Raw genomic sequence first — 18758 nt, forward strand, 5'->3', positions numbered from 1 at the left:
GCAATCTCTCCTTTACTACTATTTCCTCTTAAATTCGCCATTTGTTTTTGATACTCCTTCCTTTATAGTAATAATAAAAAGGGGGAATTTCAGGTGGATGTTTTTTCGATACATGAGCGAGAAGAGATTTTCGCGGAAGCGGTACAAACATTTTGGGGGCAATGGGGAAATGAATCTAACTATCGGTTTTACGAAGATTGCATGAAGCATTCATCCGTTACAGCTGAAGGGGTCCCTTCCTTTTATATCGCAGTTGAAGGCAGCGAAATCATTGGAACGTATGCGATTTTGCGAAATGACCTTGTCAGCAGGCAAGACCTTTCTCCATGGTTGGCTTGTCTGTATGTGGATCCTAAATTCCGCGGACAAGCGATTGGGTCCCAGTTACTTGACCATGCAATTGCCGAGGCTGGACGAAAAGGCTTTGAAAAGCTTTATTTGACGACAGACCATGTCGGATATTACGAGAAATATGGTTGGTCGAAGATTGCAGAGTGCTTTGATCTTTTCGGGAATCCATCCTCGGTCTATGAAAAATCATCATGATAAATGCTCCAGTGCATCATTGCACTGGAGGTATTTTATTCGTCTTCATCATTTTGATATTCCAAAATATCGCCGGGTTGGCAATCCAGTGCTTTACAAATCGCCTCTAATGTCGAAAACCGGATCGCTTTCGCCTTGCCATTTTTCAAGATGGACAGGTTCGCCATCGTAATTCCAACCTTCTCCGATAACTCCGTTACGCTCATTTTCCTTTTGGCCAGCATCACATCAATATTGACTATTATCGTCATCGTCTTCACCTCAGACCATCAAATCATTTTCCGATTTAATATCGATGGCATTTTGTAATAACTTTTGAAGAACAGCTGCAAACACTGAGACGACCAAGCAACCAAAAATGATGGCCATTCCAATTAAGATCATCCCTGGAGCATCGTCAACCTCGGCTATGAGATAAAGAAGCGGCATGAATAGGACATACAACGCGCTGATCGTAATGGCGCAGCATTTGATATTTTTTATCGCCTTGACAGTTACATCTGAGAACGCCAAGTTCTTGTCAATATAGCTTAACAGTTTAAACGTCTGGTACAAAGCTATGAAAAATGCGATAGCCGTTGCATACAGTCCGATTAAGAAGGGATATTGCAAGTACGATAAATTCGGAATCAATATCGCGAAGAACTTAGCTATTTTAGGCAAAATAAATATACATAACGCAAGTACTGGGAGTCCCATAAGAACAACAGCAAACTTTAAAAAGAGTGTTTCTCGCTTCATAAAAGCACCTCATCGAATTTATTTTCAAGTTGATTATAACAAGCTATTTATCGATAATCAATAAATAATTATCGATTAATGGAAATAAAAAAGCATTCTCCACGAGGAAGAGATGCTTTTTCAGGAGTTTAATCAATAAACGATGCGATGAAAATAATGATGATCGCTAGCGGTGCAATAAAACGGACGATGAACTTCCATGCACGATTTAAGAATGGTTTCATTCGCAGCTCATCATCGGTTTCGGCAGTCGACAGCACAAATCCTGCAAATATGGAAATGAGAAGCGCTCCTACCGGCAGACCGATCCGGCTTGTCAGGATATCCGCGAAATCGAAGAAAGTGCCCCCCGGCAGCTTCACATCCGATAGCACTCCGAATGATAAAGCACTTGGAATTCCAACGATGAAAATCAATAATCCAAATACCCAAGCAGCTGTTTTTCTCCGTTCCAGCTTCTTTTGAATCCCTGTTGAGACGACAATCTCCAACATGGAGATGGACGATGTCAATGTCGCAAATAATAATAAAATAAAGAACAGAATCAAGAAAAATCCTCCGAACGGGATTTCATTGAAGATTGCCGGCAGCACAACAAAGATCAATCCAGGTCCTTCAGCAGGCGATTGTCCGAGCGCGAATACAGCCGGAAAAATAACAATACCCGCAAGTAGCGAAATGAAAATATTCAATATCGAGACATTGAATGCCGATTGGCCAAGCTTTTCCTCTTTCGGCAAATAGGATGCATATGTCATCATCGCGGTTACACCGACGCTTAACGAAAAGAATGCCTGTCCGAGTGCAAGCAAGAAGGTCTTCCCTGTCAAATACGACCAATCCGGCACGAATAGGAAGCGAACCCCTTCCATCGCACCTTCGAGTGTCAATGAACGAATAGCCAGGACGATGAAAAAGATGAAAAGCAAAGGCATCATCCAACGGCTTGCACGTTCAATCCCACCGCGGATGCCGCTTTGCACAATCCATATCGTCATAATCATGAATACGGCCTGAGCGATCAGCACTTCTCCTGGATTCGCAATGATCGCATTGAAAAGCCCGCCATAATCGGCAACATCAAGACGGAAAAACAACGCCCTTGCCAAATAGGAAAGAATCCACCCACCGACGACGCTATAGAAGGATAAAAGGATAAATGAGCTAAGCAGACCCATCCAACCGATGAAAAACCACGGTTTACCAGGCGCCAGCTTTTTTAACGATGTGACGGCATCATGCTGCCCCCTTCTCCCGATGACAAATTCGGCCAGCAGGATTGGCAATCCAATTGCCAATGTACAAATGATGAATAGCAACACAAAAACGCTTCCGCCGTTCGTGCCCGCCATATAAGGAAACTTCCAAATGGCGCCAAGTCCGATCGCACTTCCGGCAGCCGCCAATACAAATCCGATTTTCGATGTCCATTGCTCACGTTGTCTCATACAATCACTCACTTTTCCCATTTTCTCCGATGAACATTGTATTAGTATAACGTAGAATAAACAGAATCCATACTATCTTATTATTGTGCATTTTCCACTGTTTTTGTTTTATTATCTCGCTAAAGGGAAATATGTAAGTAATTAGGGAGGTGGTACTATTGGAACTTATAAAAGTTAATGGTCGAATTGATAGGAAGCGGTTAGCTTTCGGCATTCTAATGCCAATTATCGGCGGGTCGATCACCGGGTGGTTGGCAAACCGGAATGCTCAGGAAAAATATAAAAAGCTCGAAAAGCCTTTTTTCTCACCGCCCCCTTCAACATTCCCGATTGCATGGACAACCTTGTATGGCATGATGGGACTCGCGAAGTATCGGGTTGAAAGGAAAAAGGAGCAAGGACAAGGGAATACAAGTGCAATCCCCATTTATGAATTACAACTCGGCCTCAATTATTTATGGTCTTTCTTATACTTCCGATGGGGATTGAGAGGCACCGCCCTTGTAGAGATGACCATTTTACTCGCAGCAATCGCATTGACGACTTACGAATTCTACCAAGTCGACCGGACGGCAGGATCGCTGATGATTCCTTATATCGGTTGGGTCGTTTTCGCTTTGTCCCTCAATTATTCGACTTGGAAGCTGAATAATTAATCGTAAAGAATTCCCTTGCCAAAACCGGCAAGGGATTTTCATTCAAAATTGAATCTCTTGGGGTTCTTGCCCCTTTTTATTCATGAGTCGCATGGAATCGGGGGTGATTTTAAGGATGACGAGATTCGGATCATCAGGTCCATTAAAATATGGCTTCATATGCTCATTCCAAACCTTCTCTTTCAAACTTTCCTCATCGGATATCGTGACGGTCCCCATGATTTCAAGATACGCATCCCCAAACCCATCTCCCTCATAGCCAATCAGAATATGCGTATTCGGATTCTTTTCAAGCTCATCCACTTTTTCGGTCTGTTTTGAAGTTGCCGTGTAAAGCGTGAAATCCTCATTGAAAAATGTCATATATCTGCTGTATGGCTGGCCTTGCTGGACAGTCGCCATCGTTCCAACATAGCTTTCATCCAGAATTTTTCGAGCTGTTTCTTTTGCATCCATATCAATCACTCCTAATTCATTGTCTCCCTTAACTTTTCCTATATAAAAGGGAAACTAAACATCAAAGGATCGACGGAGGAGAAAATATGAACATTCCTGCAAAGCCCTAATTTATTTCATCTAAGAATAAAACCATAAAATCCTCATCGAAATAGTCTTCTCCGATTTTCAACGCTCTTTTCTCAGTTCCGTATGCTTCAAATCCGAGTGATGAATACAACCTGATGGCAGATGCATTCGAGCTGACGACTGCTAAGTGAATCTGCTCAATCCCTTTCAGAGTCCTTGCCTTTTTGATCGCTTCATTCAGAAGCGCCTTTGCGACGCCCCTTCCCCGCATTTCGAGGGTCACGTACATTGATAGAATTGTTGCACGATGTCTGAGCTTCGTCGTTTTCTCAGTTAATAACGTAATGACGCCGATCAGTTTCGATCCATCAAAAGCACCGAATGTAAAGGATTTATCTCCTTGAAACCTTTCTTTATATTTGTCGGCACTTTGTTTTTTCTCCTCTTCATAGCTTGAAGAGAACGCTTCGGGATTCGTTTGTAAAGCCTCTAATCGAATTTGAAAATAAATTTCCGCATCTTGTGGTGTTAATTTTCTAATTTTCATTGATATCCTCCTCCTATTAATTGAATAGCTACATACATTTTACCTTTCAATGCAATTTTCCTGCAATCAACATTTAGTACCGTATAATAGACATACATAAGAACGTTAACTAAAGGATGTGTCTACATGTCAAAGGAACTTTTCATCACAACCGACTTCCAAAGGGAATGGATTGATAAATTAAGCAAGCTTGAACAGCAATTTCGGGACTCGGCTGAACAGACGGACCGACTTGCTAAATTTCCGAAAGAAAATATACAGTCGCTTGTCGACATCGGTTATACGACACTCGCCCTTCCGAAAGAATATGGCGGTGGAGGAATGACCGTTACCGATATGATATTGATGCAGGAGACGATCGCTTCCTTTGATGGTGCAACTGGATTATCGATTGGCTGGTATCATGGCGTTGTCGGCGACCTTTATGCAAATGAGCTATGGAATAAGAACAACTTGGAGCGGTTTGCAAAAGAGGTTTTGAACGGCGCCTTAGTGAACCGCGCAGCAAGTGAAGCGCAAACCGGCAGCCCGACACGCGGTGGCCGTCCGCAAACGACGGCGGTCAAAAAAGATGGGCATTGGGTCATTAACGGACAGAAAAACTTCACTTCCATGTCGCCTGTCCTCACCCATTCCCTTGTATCCGCTTGGGTCGAGGAACGGGAAGGAATCGGCTTTTTCCTTATTGATCAAACAAGTGAAGGCGTATCCATCAAAGAGACATGGAATATGGTCGGCATGCGTGGTACGGAAAGTCATGATCTGGTTTTAGATAATGTGAAAGTCGACGAGGAAGATTTCGTCGAGTTCAGCAAAAGCCGGCGCGGAGATAAATTGAACGGGTGGCTGCTTCATATTCCAGCATGTTATTTAGGGATTGCGCAAGCCGCCCGTGACTATGCAGTGAAGTTTGCCGTCGAATATAGTCCAAATAGCATTCAAGGGACCATTTCCGAATTGCCGAATGTACAAAGTCATATCGGACATATCGATCTGGAATTAATGAAAGCACGGCATTTCCTATACAGTGTTGCAGCGGCATACGATAATTTGAAACAACGTAAATCGATGAATCAGGAATTAGGTGCGGCTAAGCATGCAGTGACAAATGCGGCAATCCACATTGTCGATCAAGCGATGCGGATCGTCGGCGCGAAAAGCTTGGAGTTATCCAATCCGTTGCAACGCTATTACCGGGATGTCCGGGCAGGGCTGCATAATCCGCCTATGGATGATATGGTCATTTCGAAATTGGCGGATACGGCAATCGAGGGTATGCGCAAATGATCAAAAGGCTTGTCATAACTGGTTATAAAGCGCATGAATTAGGCATCTTCAATGATAAGCACCCAGGCATCGGCATCATTAAAAAGGCGCTGGAAGACCGATTGACTCCCCTTCTTGATAGCGGCCTCGAATGGGTGATTGTCAGCGGACAGCCGGGAGTCGAGACATGGGCAGCGGAAGCAGTGATCGACTTGCAAGACATGTATCCGGAATTGAAATTTGCCGTCATCACCCCATTCCAGGAACAGGAGAAAAACTGGAACGAAGCGAAAAAGGAAGCGTATGAATTCATCCTTGCGCATGCGGATTACTCAGTCAGTTTAACGAAGCGTCCATACGAAGCCCCGTGGCAATTCATTGAGCGGGATAAGTTTTTATTAAGGAATTCGGATGGAATCTTAATCGTATATGACGAGGACAATGAAGGGTCTCCTAAGTTTATGAAGAAAATGGCGTTGAAATTTGCGGAGACGAGCGATTATGAAGTGCTGACGATTACAGCGGATGACTTGCAACTTGTCGCAGAGGATATGCAGAGACAGGATTGGGATTAAAGGAAAACTCTTTCGACGGGAACGAGAACATGTGGTAGAGGAACGAGAAGTTTGAGTAGAAAAGAATAGACCCTTGTGCAAAAGAATGGACCCTAACCCGAATAAGTAAAAGCTGTCCGCAGTCACACAACGACTGGCGGACAGCCTTTTCATTATCACTTCTGATGTTTCTCCAAAAACTCCAGCATCCGGCTGTACACTGTTATTTCATTTTCCTTCTTCGAGAAGCCGTGTCCTTCATCATCTAACACCAAATATTCGACATCGCGGCCGAGCTCTGTCAACTTCGCGACGATCTGATCGGATTCCTTTTTGACAACACGCGGGTCTTTTGCGCCTTGGATGACCAACATCGGCTTCACCATTCCGTCGAGGTACGTGACAGGCGAATCCTTGACGAATCGCTCTTTATCCCGCTCCGGATCTCCTAGCCAACGATCCATGATCGGCTTCCAATGCGCCGGAACGGAATTGACGAATGTGAACAGATCGGATACGCCAAAAATGTCCACAACCGCCTTGAAGTACTCGGCATGTCTGCCGTGCAACAGTAATGCCATATAGCCGCCATAGCTGCCGCCTACGAGAAATAGTCGATCACGGTCGGTAATGCCATTGTCAAACAACCAATCGATCCCCGCCAAACAGTCGAGGCGCGGGCCCTCTCCCCAATCCTGTTCGACCATTTTCGTGAATTCCGAACCGTAGCCGGTGCTTCCCCGGAAGTTTGGAGCGAAAATATTATAGCCCCTATTCAGGAAGCATTGGAACATCGAACGGAACATCTTTCGTTCGGACGACTGTGGACCGCCATGTGGCCAGAAGATCGTGTAGCCATTCGCATGTTCCTCTTTCGCTTTGAATAAAAGAGCTTCGATATCCAATCCGTCAAACGAATTATAAGAAACGACTTCCGGTTCGACCATGCCATCTTGGCTGACACCTAATACCCTGTTTTCCGTCAATTGCTCCCACTCTTGCCCATCTGTCGATTTGAAAATATTATGAGGGACTGTCGCACTGCGACCTAAAATATAGAGATTTCCTGACTTGGCGAATCTTACTTGATCAATTACATCGACAGGCAATGTGCTCTCAGCTAGCTTTCCAACCCCAAGATGATAGCGATATAATTTATCCGCTACACCCTTGGAAGTGATGAAATAAAATTCCCCATTGTCTTTATTGAATTTTATTGTCTGGACGCTTTCCCCTTCCACTTCCAAAACCTTGGAAAACGATTTCGTCGACAAATCAAATTTTGCAATGTAGGTATGATCGCTCTCATAATCCGTAACGAAATGAATCGTGTTATCGTCAGTGAATACCGGATCACCAGCGACATGCACTTTTGACGCATCCGGTGTTAAGGTAAAGGTATCTTCCCCGATTTTCACAAAGCTGACGACATAAGTGTTTGCGAAGGCCTGTGAATAGACGAATGCCTTTTCATCATCCGAAACTGCGGCAAGCTCAGTCGTCGAAGTCTCTCCAATATGCAATAACGTATCGATGCCGCTTTCCAAATTACGCATATGCGTATTCAAGTACATCGGATTGTCCAAAGACGTCACATAATAAAGCCGCTTCCCATCATCGCTCAAATGACTGAAATAGAACTTCTCACTCGACTCTCCAGTGATCAACGGCTGCGGCAGACCGCCTTCAAATGGGATCGAATAGATTTGATAGTTTTCATCCCCATCATTATCAAACCCAGCCAACACATACTGATTTTCAGCATCGAATTTGATAAAGTTGCATGACTCGTCACGATGGGCAAATAAATACGGAAAAGAGCCGGGCAAATCCACTGCCCATAAATTCATCTTGCCATTTAAATTGGTATTGAAGATCAGCTTCGTTTCATCATTGTTCACAGCGAAATTGGTAATCGTGTACGTCCGGAAAAACTGCTCAACTGTCGGTTTTGCAAAAGGTATCATGATTCTCCTCCTAAGCTACTTGTCTATTTCCTATCCATTGAATAGTATAGCACTTCTATACTTATGAAAGAATGCCATTTCACATTCTTCTTTGAATATTGCATCATTCATTTCATTCAAATCTGCATTCCTTATTGCATAAGCTGTCATAGTGGGGGTGAAATGGATGGACAATGCAAACCAGCAAACAAACGGAATGGCGATCAGTTCACTCGTGTTAGGGATATTGGGAGTCGTGTTGAATCTGATTCCTGTCATTCCTTATTTATTGGGTATTTTGGCAATCATCTTCGGCGCTGCGGGGAATAAAATACAGAATGGCAAAGGTATGGCGGTTGCCGGTATTGTATTAGGAAGTATCACGTTGGCAATGAAAGTATTCTTCTGGATATTCATCATCCTATTAGGAGGAATAAATTATTAGGCGATTAAAAAAGGAAGCCGCTTCAGATGGTTAACATCCAAAAGCGGCTTTTCATTATGGCTTTTCCAATTGACTTTCCACAATGTCCCCAATGAATGGAAGCTTATAATAGTTGCCTTGATAAGCTTGATACATCATAAAAATCATTAGTACAAACGCCAGCGGGCTTAATAGCAGGCTTGCGATCGCTCCAACTAAAGGTATGAAGCCTAAAATGATGCTGATCAGGAAGATGGCAATCGCCGTAAAAACGGATTGTAGCGCATGGAATCGGATGAAACGGTTTTCTTTTTCAACGAACAGAAAAATAAGACCGATGATAAAGATATAACAGAGCAATCCTCCTACATTCTCTGTTAATCCGATAGAGGTTTTATTGCCTTCAGCTTTGGAATGGTTATTTGTCTTTTCCGGTTCCTGATCTATTGTTGCCGGTGTTTTCTTTTCATTTTCATTCAATTTTCCATAACCCCCTTTTCCCCCTATTATATTGAACAGGTGTAAGAATGATGCCTGCTCCAGGCAAAGACACTGTCGCAGGCAAACTTACTTTAGGGAAAGGGGTCATTTGGATTCAGATTGATTGGACTTCCCTCTTAAATTACTAATATAAGTTGTCGTGAGCTGGTAGCTCTTGTCGATTTTCTCCGCCAGAAAATGTGAGCGCTCGAATATGACCGATTTGAGGAAATCCATTTGCCTCATCATTTTTTCAATTAATCCTTCATGCTGTTCAATCCGTTCTGCTATTTCTGTCTGTGCCGTCTTCTGTTCTTCCAGCGAGAGGGAGAATTGATCCTGTTTTTCGATTTGCGCATCCATTTTTGTAAGAAGCTTTTCTTGATCGGCATCAAATTTTTCAAGCCGTTCTGCTATTTCAGCGTTCGATTGGTTCAGTATATTGATTTGTTCAACTAGCTCGTCATTCATTCTCCTCTTGTTTTCAAGCATTTTTTGCAGTTCTTTATGTTTTCGATCCAAACGTTCCAATGTCTCCAGTGCTTCTTTCTCAAACTGGCGATGTTGCGATTGATGATCCAATATTTCATCGAAGCGGATTCCTGTCGTCCTCCATCGATCGGATTGGATCCTTCTTTGTTTAGTAAGCTGTTTTTCCATTTCGCTGTATTTTTCATTCATCATGTCGAATGATTTCTTTTGTTCATTCAAAGCTTCAGACAAGGAATCGGTTCGATAGATGGCCTGGTTCATTTCGGCAATGTTATCGCCTTTAAATAGATCCAAATGGTTCTTTTTATTAAAAAACAATCCCATAGTTCAACCTCCCATCAACCGTTTTCTCTATGATATGTCGGGAGGTATATATTCGTACAATCATGAAAAAACCGTCCCAAAATAGAGACGGTTTGAATTTAGCCTTTATATCATTTTTCAAAAACTTGTTGAAGGACTTTACTCGGCTCGAAGTTGTTGAGGTTTTTATAAATACTATTGTTCGGCTTGGTCCGTAGCGTCTTGGCAAACGAGTTTGCCAGTTCCGCTTCGCCGACTACGTATAATTCCTTCCAGTTACGCTCTTTCCGCATTTTTTCGACAATGATGCCCATTTCTTTATAAAATCGCTCGAGGTTTTCTTTTAAACGATCATCAAATCCGTCGCTATGATTTCCTCCGGTGCTGCGTGATATGGATGATCGCACGCCTTTTTGTTCTTTCCAAACTTCCAGACCCGAGTCGAACTCGTAAGTCCTCTCACCATTGACGAATCCCATCGCGGTATCCAAGATGCGAACTTCCCCAAAGCTCGGCATGATGATGCCAGCCTCTGGATACGCCTTCAACATATACTCCATTTCCTCAATTACCGGATGGTCCTCCCAGTGGAAACTTGTTTTCACTTGCACTTGCACATAGTGGACGGACCATAATTCAGGATCTTCAGACGCAAAAATAACGACCCCTTTATTCAAGTCGTTTTGATTGCCTTCGATTTCCTTCGTCACTTTTTCTTTCAGTTTTTTATACGCTTTCATTTCTTTTTCATCTTGGGAAGCTTCTAAATACTCATCGAGGCGCTTCAATCCATTTTTCAAATGGATTCTCCACGCTCCATTCTGTTGTTCCGGATCGGCAGGGTTCGTATTCAAGTACACACTCAACACGCAGCGGGAATCACATTCGAATTCCTTCAGTTTTTTCAGCTCTTCACTAAGTGACATATATCCCGAACCTCCTCATAATATGCTTCTTTTAAGCATACCCTCTCCATTCGATTCTAAAACGGCACATCTGCATAATGCAGATGTCCGATTCAGCATAAAACGTTTGAAGGGCGCCATATTAATAACGACGATGAATGAAAGGAGCGAAAAATTATGGGAAGAGATAATCACAACAATAAGACCGGAAATAATACTAACTCCTTGCCGCAAACGCCAAAAAATCAGAAGATAAAACCCGGTGATATGAAAGAGGAAATCGCAAAGGAATTCGCAGAGCTGCGTCAGGCAAAAAAGAAGAAAAATTTTAGATGGCCTTAATCGTATGCCCCTACCCAGATGTAGGGGCTTTGTTTTATATTTTGCTCGAGTTTAAGGGTGTTATGGCGCAACTTGGTGGAATTTTGCGCGAGTTTGGGTCGGTTTTGCTCGAGTTCGGACCAGTTATGGCGCAATCTCACAAAGTTATGCTCATCTGGTGACCTTTGCACCATCCTCGAGACAGTCATAAACCGCCATCATTTCCCGTTTGTCTAATTCCCGGATCCGATTGAAAATGGGAATGTCAGAAACAGCTTCTGTATACAAGCTTTCATCCACGACGTCACTTACATTGCCCAAAAGCCATGTTTGAACGTCAACCCCATCGACGATTTCCTTCAAACCTTCCCCATTGATGCCTGTCGCCTGACAACTTGCACACGGAATAGTCAATTTGAACACGCCATCATGTAAATTATCCTCGGTAATCACCTTTTTCCCTTTACAGAAAGGACATGGATTGGCCTTTCTGATTTTATTAATTTGGGTAATTAATTTTTTGTAGCCAAATGCTTCATATACATACGTCAGTTTTTTGTATTTCCCGTTTGTGAAATACTTATCGATGATCATTTCCCTTGTTTCATTAATAGTTGGGAAATCACAGATCGTCACTTGGTTATTGCTGCTGATCGATTCAATATTGCCCTTGACGATATCCCAAAACGGCAAGACATTTTGCAATACCATTTCATATCCCGTAAAGCTGGCCTGGTCCAATTCCAACATTTTCAATGCAACCTGGGTTTCCCTAGGCAGCAAAGAGACATCCTCCGTCAAACTCATGTCGCCGCCGACAATCGATTTCAGTTTCAAGAGAACGGGTACATCTCCCACAGTTTTCAATACGTTATCAATCGGCTGTTTAATTAATTCACGAATATCTGTCCCATCAAATGAAAGAGGCTTATGGTGGTTTAAAACAGTCCCCTCACAAATTGGGCATGTAATCATTTCTTTTGAAGCTTTCATATGCTCTTTAATCTCAGATTTCGAAACGACCATATACATCCCAAGGATTGTATTGAAGCCAACCCACGTTCTGCGCGTCTTGCCTTCCTTATCGTAAAATGACTCATCAAAATATCCATACCAAAATGTGTGCTTTTCTTCATCGGACATCTCGTTATAACTTTTCGTCAGATCACGGCCTAATGCGTTCTTTATTTCTCCAAATAGAAACTCCAGCTTTTCGTATTTATAAAACTTTAATACTTCCATTACGTCTGGATGCAACATTCCATCCCAGAATGGAACATCCTTGTCTTGGATGACAAGATCTTTATCAAATTTTTCTATCTGAAGACGTCCGGAGCATGATGGACAATGATTGTCTTTATTATAGAAATCGAAGCTTTTCGTGTCTTTGTTCGTCGGATGAGCCACCACGATATGGTTGATCAACCCGCCGATTTCATAAAGAAAGCTATATTGGCTATACAAATGCCTTTCAAGGTCAATGGCAATGACAGGTGCAATCGTGTCGGATTCATATTCGCCGTAAATTAAATGGGCCATTGAGGACAAGCTTTTCAAGATGCCGCCATTATAAATATTCTCCGCGTTTTTATAGTAATCGATATGATTTTCGTTTAAATAGCGGATGCCGTTTTGCTGCTTGAGTGCGGAGGATATAGGTAACGGCAGCTCGGCATCCTCTCTATTTTTATGATCATAATAGTCATGATGACTGACAATATCCAAATGCGTGACGGGTTCACTCTTCCGCTTCCCGAAGTCGATGATGAAATCGGAGCTTTCCATCATATATTCATTATGCTCAATCATGACGATTGAAACGGTTTCATCTTGCAAAATCAACCGAATGCTATCAATGAATTGGTTCAATATATTTTGGGATAAACCTTTTGAAGGCTCATCGAAAATAAAGAGCGTGTGAGGTTTTCTCGAGTTCGCAAATAGCTCCGAAACTAAATGGACACATTGGAATTCACCAGTCGACAACGTCTGTGTTTTTCTCTCCAACGTCAAATAACCGAGTCCGAGTTTGATCAATAAGCTCAATCGTTTATGAGCGATGTCTCCTTCTGGTAATTCATCAATGATATCTTCAATCGAGCGCTCAAAAATATCGTCAATTTCTTCACTGTATTTATTCAATTTCTGCTTGATGTCAAGAAAAGTTGCAACGGTGGACCGGCTTGTAATCGATTGGTTTCGGTCCTGTCCGACCATGACTAATTTATCTTTTGGATATCGATTCAGAAAGTCCTTCGCTACACATTCATTGACGAGTGTGGATTTCCCGCAGCCAGACTCGCCGGTGACTGTTACAAGTCTATTTTTCGGAATTTCAAATTCAGCCATTTGTATATTACGGCAGTAAAGATCCTCAAACCGATAAAATTCTGTCGGCTTCTTTTCATTCCGTTCTTGGAAAACAGGCTTCGGACGCGGTGATTCTTCGACAATTCTTCCGCCGTATTTTCCGCTGCCCGGTCCAAAAAACAATTGCTCATCCGTTAGATCGAGCACTGTGTCAGAATGATCGATAAGCCAAATTTGATTTTTATAACCTAATCGTTTAATCTGCTCCAAAATTTTCAGGAGCGTTTGACGATCAAGACCAACTGAAATTTCATCGATGATAATGACGGTATTCTCACTTGCAGCCATGAATTCCCCCAAGTACAGGCGCGTTAACTCTCCGCCTGAAAGAGTTCCCATAATACGATTTAACGTTAAGTAACCGACATTCATATTAAGTATATTTTGAAGGATAAGTTGTTTCGCTTCACTAATCTGTAACTCTTCTGCAAGCGAGAGGATGGATTCCACGCTTAAGTCGTTAATATCGGAAATGGAATGCGGTTTACCAAATAACTCGATTGTATATTGCTCGACCTTTGGATTATATCGTTTACCGCCACACGTTTTACATTCTACATTGCTTGTACTGCCGCGCCCTTTACATTTCGGACACCAGCCTAATTCATTGTTGAATGAAAAGACTTCCGGGGAAAGATTAAATTTGTCGGCAAGGCATACGCGAATTTCTTTGAATACGCCGGTATGTGTGCCGATTGTCGAACGCGGATTGGAGGATATTGATGATCTTCCGAGAAAAAGCACTAAAGGCATCTCTTCCATTTTGATTGCGCTGAAATTGGTTTCCATAATATTTGGGAATAAATACTGGTATTCAGCCTTTGGCAATAAGGAAACGAGACGCTTCTTCGACTCCTCCCCGATCGTTTGACAAAATGTCGTTTTTCCGGATCCAGACAATCCGGCAATCCCTAACGACTTATCTTCGGGCAGATCTGCATCCAATCGTTTAATATTGTTCGCGATTAATTGATTGATTTTCATTGTGACATCCTCTCCAATCTCTGACATTAGTATTGCCATGTATGTAAGACTTCCAATCCTTCTGTTCACATAAAAATGACGCTTTCCGTATTACCGAAAAGCGCCCTATAATCGATTTTTTACTGTTCCTCTAACACTTTTGTAAGTTGTTCGGACATATTGGTCCAGCCATATTGTGCACCTTTTAATCCGTCTTCTGTATGGATTCCGGTTTGATCGAGGTGGAGGTTAGTGTTTCCATCAGGCGTTTCTGTTAACGTCCAAGTGACAACATGCTCTTCGCCACCGCTCGCCCAAGTGTAGGAAAGCTTATTCGGCTCGTCCACTTCCAATACTTCACCTTTTACGATGCCATCCCACCACTCACTTGGCTCGGCGCGGAATGTAAATTGATGTCCAACGACAGGTTTGAAGTCGTTTTTCCAAATCCACTTTTCAAGCATATCCGAATCCGTTAATGCATGCCACACTTTGTCGATCGATTTGTTGTACTGAAAATCCATTTCCAATGATAAACTCATTCTTCTTCCTCCTCTAAAAGTTGCTGCAGTCGCGACAGACGCGCACTCCAGAATTTGTTGTAGAAAGCGACCCAATCTTGAATTTCTTTGAGCGGAGAGGCATTCAACTTAAATCGCGTTTCCCGGCCGACTTTCCTGCTCGTAACAAGGCCCGCTTCTTTCAGGATTGCCAAATGTTTTGAAACTGCAGTACGACCCATTTCGAAATGAACCGTTAGCTCATTGAGAGGCGATTCTTCCACGTCAGCCAACAAACGAAGCAATTTTCGACGCGTTGGATCGGCCACTGCTTCATACACATCTCTTGTAGGTCTCGTCTCGCTCAAGATCATTCTCCTCCTGATCTTTCAACACGACACTTAAAGGTGTCCTATTCGAGATTATAATACGACACCTTCAAGTGTCATGTCAAGTATGCCCTTGATGAATTTTTTTAGTCATGGCTTCTAGCAAACGGCAAAAAGCGTGGTTTAAAAGTCACGAAATGACCATATAAGTTGGGAAATGATTGATATATTTTTGAAGCATCATGACTAGCTTCATGTACCGTGTATAATCAAAAGGAATTGTATAAGTAAAAATGTTTTCTAGGGTTCCGTGGCAAATGCCGGTCTGGTCCGAGAGAAAACTCACGGCTCAGCTGTGTCACGGAAGGATAAAAGCCTGGGAGAAACTGTTTATCAGTTGTCTCCCAGGCTTTTTTTGTTTTTGTCATCAATAATTATGGAGGTGTCTCTTTAGATGAATAAAGAATGGATCAAAGTAGTGGTTGCCGCATTCTTCGAAATCTTTTGGGTGATTGGGTTGAAACACGCAAATGGCTTTTGGACTTGGATAGGAACTGCTATTGCAATTTTTACTAGCTTTTATTTAATGATCATGGCGGGACGGAAGCTCCCCGTCGGAACGGTGTATGCGGTTTTTGTCGGTCTTGGTACAGCAGGAACAGTTTTCTCTGAAATTCTAATTTTCGGGGAGCCATTCAAAGTGGAAAAAGTGCTCTTTATTGTTGTTTTATTAGCAGGCGTTGTTGGCTTGAAATTAGTCACAGCAGACGAAATTAAGGAAGGAGATGAATCATAATGGCATGGATTTCTTTAATCGCAGCAGGCTTATGTGAAATGTTTGGTGTCGTCATGATCAATCAACTGCATAAGAACCGAAGTTGGCGATCATTAGTGTTATTGATTGCTGGGTTTGGAGCAAGTTTTATCTTCCTAGCCTATTCGATGAAAACCCTTCCGATGGGCACAGCTTACGCAATTTGGACGGGAATGGGCGCATCTGGCGGAGCAATTTTAGGAATGGTGCTATTCGGGGAATCAAAAGACTGGAAACGACTTGTTTTTATAGGCATGGTTTTGGGAGCAGCAATTGGTCTGAAACTTGTATCGTAGAACGTTATTTAAAAAGCCTAATTTCATAGTTGCAAGGAATTAGGCTTTTATTACATAAATCATTTATTTTCAACAACATCGCTTGGAATGCTGCCTTGTTGCGAAACATCAACGGTCCATCCAATCATAGTCGTACTGTCCCTTACATTGTTTCTTTCAATTTCGTTCAGAATCAAGGTGAAGGCCACTTCAAGTCGATCAGTATCCAAACTTTCCGCTAAGTCAATTGGATCCGAAAAGGGTTCTCCCGGACATTCAAGCAATCCATCCGTCGTCATGAAGATGCGATTGACGCCTTTCCGTAATTCCCGAACGCCAGACGAGAAACATGTAACAGCTTTATCGAACGTATTCACTTGACCGATCCATTCATAGAACTGCCTTTGATTCAACTGGAATTGGTTTAGTGCCATAAAATCAGGATGGAAAACAAACACTACACAATCCCCGACAGAAAACCACCAAAGGTAGTTTTCTTTTCGGATGCAGATCAGACAGGCTGTCTCTCCTTTGACTTGCTTGCATTGATCAAGAAATTCATCACTTTGGAAGATGTCGAAAAGCTTTTTCTGCACATGGTGGAATCCTGGCTTAGATGTCGATTCTATAAGTTCATGTTCAAATTCTTCTAATGTATGAATGATAAGCTCAGCACTTTCAGCACTGTCATGCGCGTCTAAAATCACAGCAAATTCCCAGTCCTCTTCTACCCAAACAATGCAGCCATCTTCATTTTTATATTGACCGGCGGAAGAGTTTCCACCAAATCGGCCAACCGTCATACAACCAATCGATTGAATATCTTTCGAATCGATAAAATTCTTTTCACTTCCAACCCATGAAAACCTATTATCCATTGTTTTCTCCTAAGTATGAGCGTACTCGTTCACACAGTTCGATGATTTCACTATTTCCTCCGTTCGGAGCGTCGGACCATTCTCGAACAGACATTGGTCCCCAATACTGTTCAGGTGTGCCCGGGTAACGCGGGACGATATGCATGTGCAAGTGAGGTACAGAATTTCCGGAGACGAGAGAGTAAATATGCTCCGCCTCTTCAGTCACCAAAAGTGCCTTGCTAACTCGCGCCATTATACTTCCAAAAGCTTTTGCTTCTTCTTCGTTCATATCTCCAAGTGTCGGCACATGTCTTTTTAAATCTATCATCAGATGCCCGAGATAACCGGGTTCCCCATCATTATCAATATGTCCTACGTAAACGAATTCATCTTCATAGATTGTAATGCCATCTGTTTGTAATTCTCCCCGATGTTTTTCGCAAATAAAACACTTCATTTTACCAACCCCTATCATCATAACTAAGCGATTTAAAACAAGCCTATATCCATTTCATCGGGTTCAATGACAATTGCTTTCATTCCCTTATCTGTTGTCGTTTCATGGCCTTTCCTTTTTCCAAAATTCATCTAAGCGAATTATTATCAAACTTTATTCCCCTCGTCTGAATATATTCTTGTATTATTGAAATTTCCGGGGGGTTTAGATTTCTTGGCAGTTCGTCAATCGAAAAAAATTGTAAAGACAACACTTCATCTTGATCTGCCCTTAATTCACCTTCATAATCTGCACAAATAAAAGTGGCAATGACATTAAAAATTTCATCTCCATGAGGATATTTATAATAATATTGCTCACCTGAAAAAATATTCAAAAAGGTTAGTTGATTGGCTACTAAATTGCATTCTTCATATAACTCCCGCCTTGCCACCTCTTGCAGGGATTCACCGAGTTCCATTGAACCACCGGGCAACCCCCAGCAGTTATTATCTGCCCGTAGTTGTAAAAGCAATCGATCCTCTGAATCAACTACTATTACATTCGCACCGACCATTATGATTGGTCGAGATCCAATCAGTTCCCTTAATTCGCTAATATACCCCATACCCTTCCCCCTAATTTTTCAATGATTTGCTTTCTTAAACGACGGGCTCAATTCGCTCCAAACATCGAATTTATTTCCATCCACGTCTTTGAAAACGAAGTTAATTCCCGAATGTCCTCTATGTTCGATTTCTCCAACAGTAATCTCGCGTTTATTAAAATCCTGATGTAACTCCCTTAATGCCTCCTGACCGCCCACTTCAAAAGTGAGCGAAAAACGTTCAGTTCCATTGACATCGTAAAAATTAGCAGTCTCATTTTCTCCCGCTTTTACGAGAAAGAAACTTTGATCGGCAAGATTCAAGATCGCTTTGTCTTCATCCTGATAATTCAATTGCGCATCCAGCTTTTCAACATACCACTTTGCAGCCCGGTCAACATTGGAGACAGGAATATACGTAGTGCCAACCCTTAGTAATCTAGTATTCAT

General features: G+C 42.3%; 24 protein-coding genes and 1 riboswitch. Of the genes, 8 read left to right on the forward strand and 16 right to left on the reverse strand.

The genetic code is table 11. The features are described 5' to 3' along the window. The first annotated feature begins 93 nt into the window (after positions 1–93). The gene (locus tag ACFPTP_RS03115; RefSeq protein WP_381442097.1) at positions 94–546 is read left to right on the forward strand and encodes a GNAT family N-acetyltransferase; all 453 of its coding nucleotides are present in this window, start codon (positions 94–96) and stop codon (positions 544–546) included. A gap of 35 nt (positions 547–581) precedes the next feature. On the opposite strand, the gene ACFPTP_RS03120 is transcribed toward ACFPTP_RS03115, so the two are convergent. The 3 genes from ACFPTP_RS03120 to ACFPTP_RS03130 all read right to left on the reverse strand — a co-directional run bounded on the left by ACFPTP_RS03120 (position 582) and on the right by ACFPTP_RS03130 (position 2735). Further along, positions 582–797, reverse strand: a complete 216-nt coding sequence (locus ACFPTP_RS03120) for a helix-turn-helix domain-containing protein (RefSeq protein ID WP_381442099.1) — start codon at positions 795–797, stop codon at positions 582–584. A 10-nt stretch (positions 798–807) separates the two neighbouring features. Continuing rightward, positions 808–1287 (reverse strand): DUF2975 domain-containing protein, encoded by a 480-nt coding sequence (locus ACFPTP_RS03125; RefSeq protein WP_381442102.1) that lies wholly within the window; start codon positions 1285–1287, stop codon positions 808–810. Between the two features lie 128 nt (positions 1288–1415). Further along, positions 1416–2735 (reverse strand): sodium-dependent transporter, encoded by a 1320-nt coding sequence (locus ACFPTP_RS03130; RefSeq protein ID WP_381442104.1) that lies wholly within the window; start codon positions 2733–2735, stop codon positions 1416–1418. Positions 2736–2893: 158 nt separating this feature from the next. Here ACFPTP_RS03130 and ACFPTP_RS03135 point away from each other — a divergent pair, with 158 nt between their 5' ends. Continuing rightward, on the forward strand, positions 2894–3391 hold the full coding sequence (locus ACFPTP_RS03135) for a TspO/MBR family protein (protein ID WP_381442106.1): 498 nt from the start codon (positions 2894–2896) through the stop codon (positions 3389–3391). Between the two features lie 42 nt (positions 3392–3433). Here the strand turns inward: ACFPTP_RS03135 and ACFPTP_RS03140 are convergent, their stop codons facing one another. Both ACFPTP_RS03140 and ACFPTP_RS03145 read right to left on the reverse strand, forming a co-directional pair. Next, positions 3434–3847: a pyridoxamine 5'-phosphate oxidase family protein gene (locus ACFPTP_RS03140; RefSeq protein ID WP_381442108.1), complete on the reverse strand. Its 414-nt coding sequence runs from the start codon at positions 3845–3847 to the stop codon at positions 3434–3436. A 106-nt stretch (positions 3848–3953) separates the two neighbouring features. Further along, the gene (locus ACFPTP_RS03145) at positions 3954–4463 is read right to left on the reverse strand and encodes a GNAT family N-acetyltransferase (protein ID WP_381442111.1); all 510 of its coding nucleotides are present in this window, start codon (positions 4461–4463) and stop codon (positions 3954–3956) included. A gap of 126 nt (positions 4464–4589) precedes the next feature. Between ACFPTP_RS03145 and ACFPTP_RS03150 the strand changes: the two genes are divergently transcribed. Beyond that, entirely contained in the window at positions 4590–5750 is a 1161-nt protein-coding gene (locus tag ACFPTP_RS03150) for an acyl-CoA dehydrogenase family protein (protein WP_381442113.1), read from the forward strand. After that, positions 5747–6304 carry an SLOG family protein gene (locus ACFPTP_RS03155; protein WP_381442116.1) on the forward strand — a complete coding sequence of 186 codons (558 nt, stop codon included), beginning with the start codon at positions 5747–5749 and terminating at the stop codon, positions 6302–6304. The genes ACFPTP_RS03150 and ACFPTP_RS03155 overlap by 4 nt, the downstream gene beginning before the upstream one ends. Positions 6305–6459: 155 nt before the next feature. Here ACFPTP_RS03155 and ACFPTP_RS03160 read toward each other — a convergent pair whose 3' ends face one another. Further along, the gene (locus ACFPTP_RS03160; protein WP_381442118.1) at positions 6460–8250 is read right to left on the reverse strand and encodes a S9 family peptidase; all 1791 of its coding nucleotides are present in this window, start codon (positions 8248–8250) and stop codon (positions 6460–6462) included. Positions 8251–8416: 166 nt separating this feature from the next. On the opposite strand from ACFPTP_RS03160, the gene ACFPTP_RS03165 reads away from it, so the two are divergent. Next, on the forward strand, positions 8417–8674 hold the full coding sequence (locus ACFPTP_RS03165; protein ID WP_381442122.1) for a DUF4190 domain-containing protein: 258 nt from the start codon (positions 8417–8419) through the stop codon (positions 8672–8674). 54 nt (positions 8675–8728) lie between these two features. Here ACFPTP_RS03165 and ACFPTP_RS03170 read toward each other — a convergent pair whose 3' ends face one another. From ACFPTP_RS03170 to ACFPTP_RS03180, 3 genes are all read right to left on the reverse strand, one after another. After that, the gene (locus ACFPTP_RS03170; RefSeq protein ID WP_381442124.1) at positions 8729–9133 is read right to left on the reverse strand and encodes a DUF4870 domain-containing protein; all 405 of its coding nucleotides are present in this window, start codon (positions 9131–9133) and stop codon (positions 8729–8731) included. A 105-nt stretch (positions 9134–9238) separates the two neighbouring features. Further along, complete coding sequence (locus tag ACFPTP_RS03175; protein WP_381442127.1) at positions 9239–9949, reverse strand: hypothetical protein; 711 nt, start codon at positions 9947–9949, stop codon at positions 9239–9241. A gap of 110 nt (positions 9950–10059) precedes the next feature. Further along, a complete protein-coding gene (locus ACFPTP_RS03180) occupies positions 10060–10854 on the reverse strand; it encodes a VLRF1 family aeRF1-type release factor (protein ID WP_381442131.1) in 795 nt (264 codons plus the stop codon). A 156-nt stretch (positions 10855–11010) separates the two neighbouring features. Between ACFPTP_RS03180 and ACFPTP_RS03185 the strand changes: the two genes are divergently transcribed. Next, positions 11011–11175: a YfhD family protein gene (locus tag ACFPTP_RS03185; RefSeq protein ID WP_381442134.1), complete on the forward strand. Its 165-nt coding sequence runs from the start codon at positions 11011–11013 to the stop codon at positions 11173–11175. A 150-nt stretch (positions 11176–11325) separates the two neighbouring features. On the opposite strand, the gene ACFPTP_RS03190 is transcribed toward ACFPTP_RS03185, so the two are convergent. The 3 genes from ACFPTP_RS03190 to ACFPTP_RS03200 all read right to left on the reverse strand — a co-directional run bounded on the left by ACFPTP_RS03190 (position 11326) and on the right by ACFPTP_RS03200 (position 15355). Then, positions 11326–14508: an ATP-binding cassette domain-containing protein gene (locus tag ACFPTP_RS03190; protein ID WP_381442136.1), complete on the reverse strand. Its 3183-nt coding sequence runs from the start codon at positions 14506–14508 to the stop codon at positions 11326–11328. A 119-nt stretch (positions 14509–14627) separates the two neighbouring features. After that, complete coding sequence (locus ACFPTP_RS03195; protein WP_381442139.1) at positions 14628–15029, reverse strand: SRPBCC family protein; 402 nt, start codon at positions 15027–15029, stop codon at positions 14628–14630. Further along, positions 15026–15355 carry an ArsR/SmtB family transcription factor gene (locus ACFPTP_RS03200; protein WP_381442141.1) on the reverse strand — a complete coding sequence of 110 codons (330 nt, stop codon included), beginning with the start codon at positions 15353–15355 and terminating at the stop codon, positions 15026–15028. The genes ACFPTP_RS03195 and ACFPTP_RS03200 overlap by 4 nt, the downstream gene beginning before the upstream one ends. 250 nt (positions 15356–15605) lie before the next feature. Then, positions 15606–15701: riboswitch (guanidine-I (ykkC/yxkD leader) on the forward strand. Positions 15702–15770: 69 nt separating this feature from the next. Here ACFPTP_RS03200 and ACFPTP_RS03205 point away from each other — a divergent pair. Continuing rightward, the gene (locus ACFPTP_RS03205; protein WP_381442144.1) at positions 15771–16112 is read left to right on the forward strand and encodes a DMT family transporter; all 342 of its coding nucleotides are present in this window, start codon (positions 15771–15773) and stop codon (positions 16110–16112) included. Then, positions 16112–16426: a DMT family transporter gene (locus ACFPTP_RS03210; RefSeq protein ID WP_381442147.1), complete on the forward strand. Its 315-nt coding sequence runs from the start codon at positions 16112–16114 to the stop codon at positions 16424–16426. Before ACFPTP_RS03205 ends, ACFPTP_RS03210 begins: the two co-directional genes overlap by 1 nt. Positions 16427–16485: 59 nt before the next feature. Here the strand turns inward: ACFPTP_RS03210 and ACFPTP_RS03215 are convergent, their stop codons facing one another. From ACFPTP_RS03215 to ACFPTP_RS03230, 4 genes are all read right to left on the reverse strand, one after another. Then, positions 16486–17283, reverse strand: coding sequence for a PP2C family serine/threonine-protein phosphatase (locus ACFPTP_RS03215; protein WP_381442150.1), 798 nt, complete (start codon positions 17281–17283; stop codon positions 16486–16488). Continuing rightward, on the reverse strand, positions 17276–17722 hold the full coding sequence (locus tag ACFPTP_RS03220) for an HIT family protein (RefSeq protein WP_381442152.1): 447 nt from the start codon (positions 17720–17722) through the stop codon (positions 17276–17278). Before ACFPTP_RS03220 ends, ACFPTP_RS03215 begins: the two co-directional genes overlap by 8 nt. A gap of 127 nt (positions 17723–17849) precedes the next feature. After that, the gene (locus tag ACFPTP_RS03225) at positions 17850–18329 is read right to left on the reverse strand and encodes an NUDIX hydrolase (protein WP_381442155.1); all 480 of its coding nucleotides are present in this window, start codon (positions 18327–18329) and stop codon (positions 17850–17852) included. 18 nt (positions 18330–18347) lie between these two features. Further along, entirely contained in the window at positions 18348–18758 is a 411-nt protein-coding gene (locus tag ACFPTP_RS03230) for a VOC family protein (protein ID WP_381442342.1), read from the reverse strand.

The organism is Sporosarcina koreensis (genome assembly GCF_042655825.1).
In the GTDB taxonomy this organism is placed as follows: domain Bacteria; phylum Bacillota; class Bacilli; order Bacillales_A; family Planococcaceae; genus Sporosarcina; species Sporosarcina koreensis.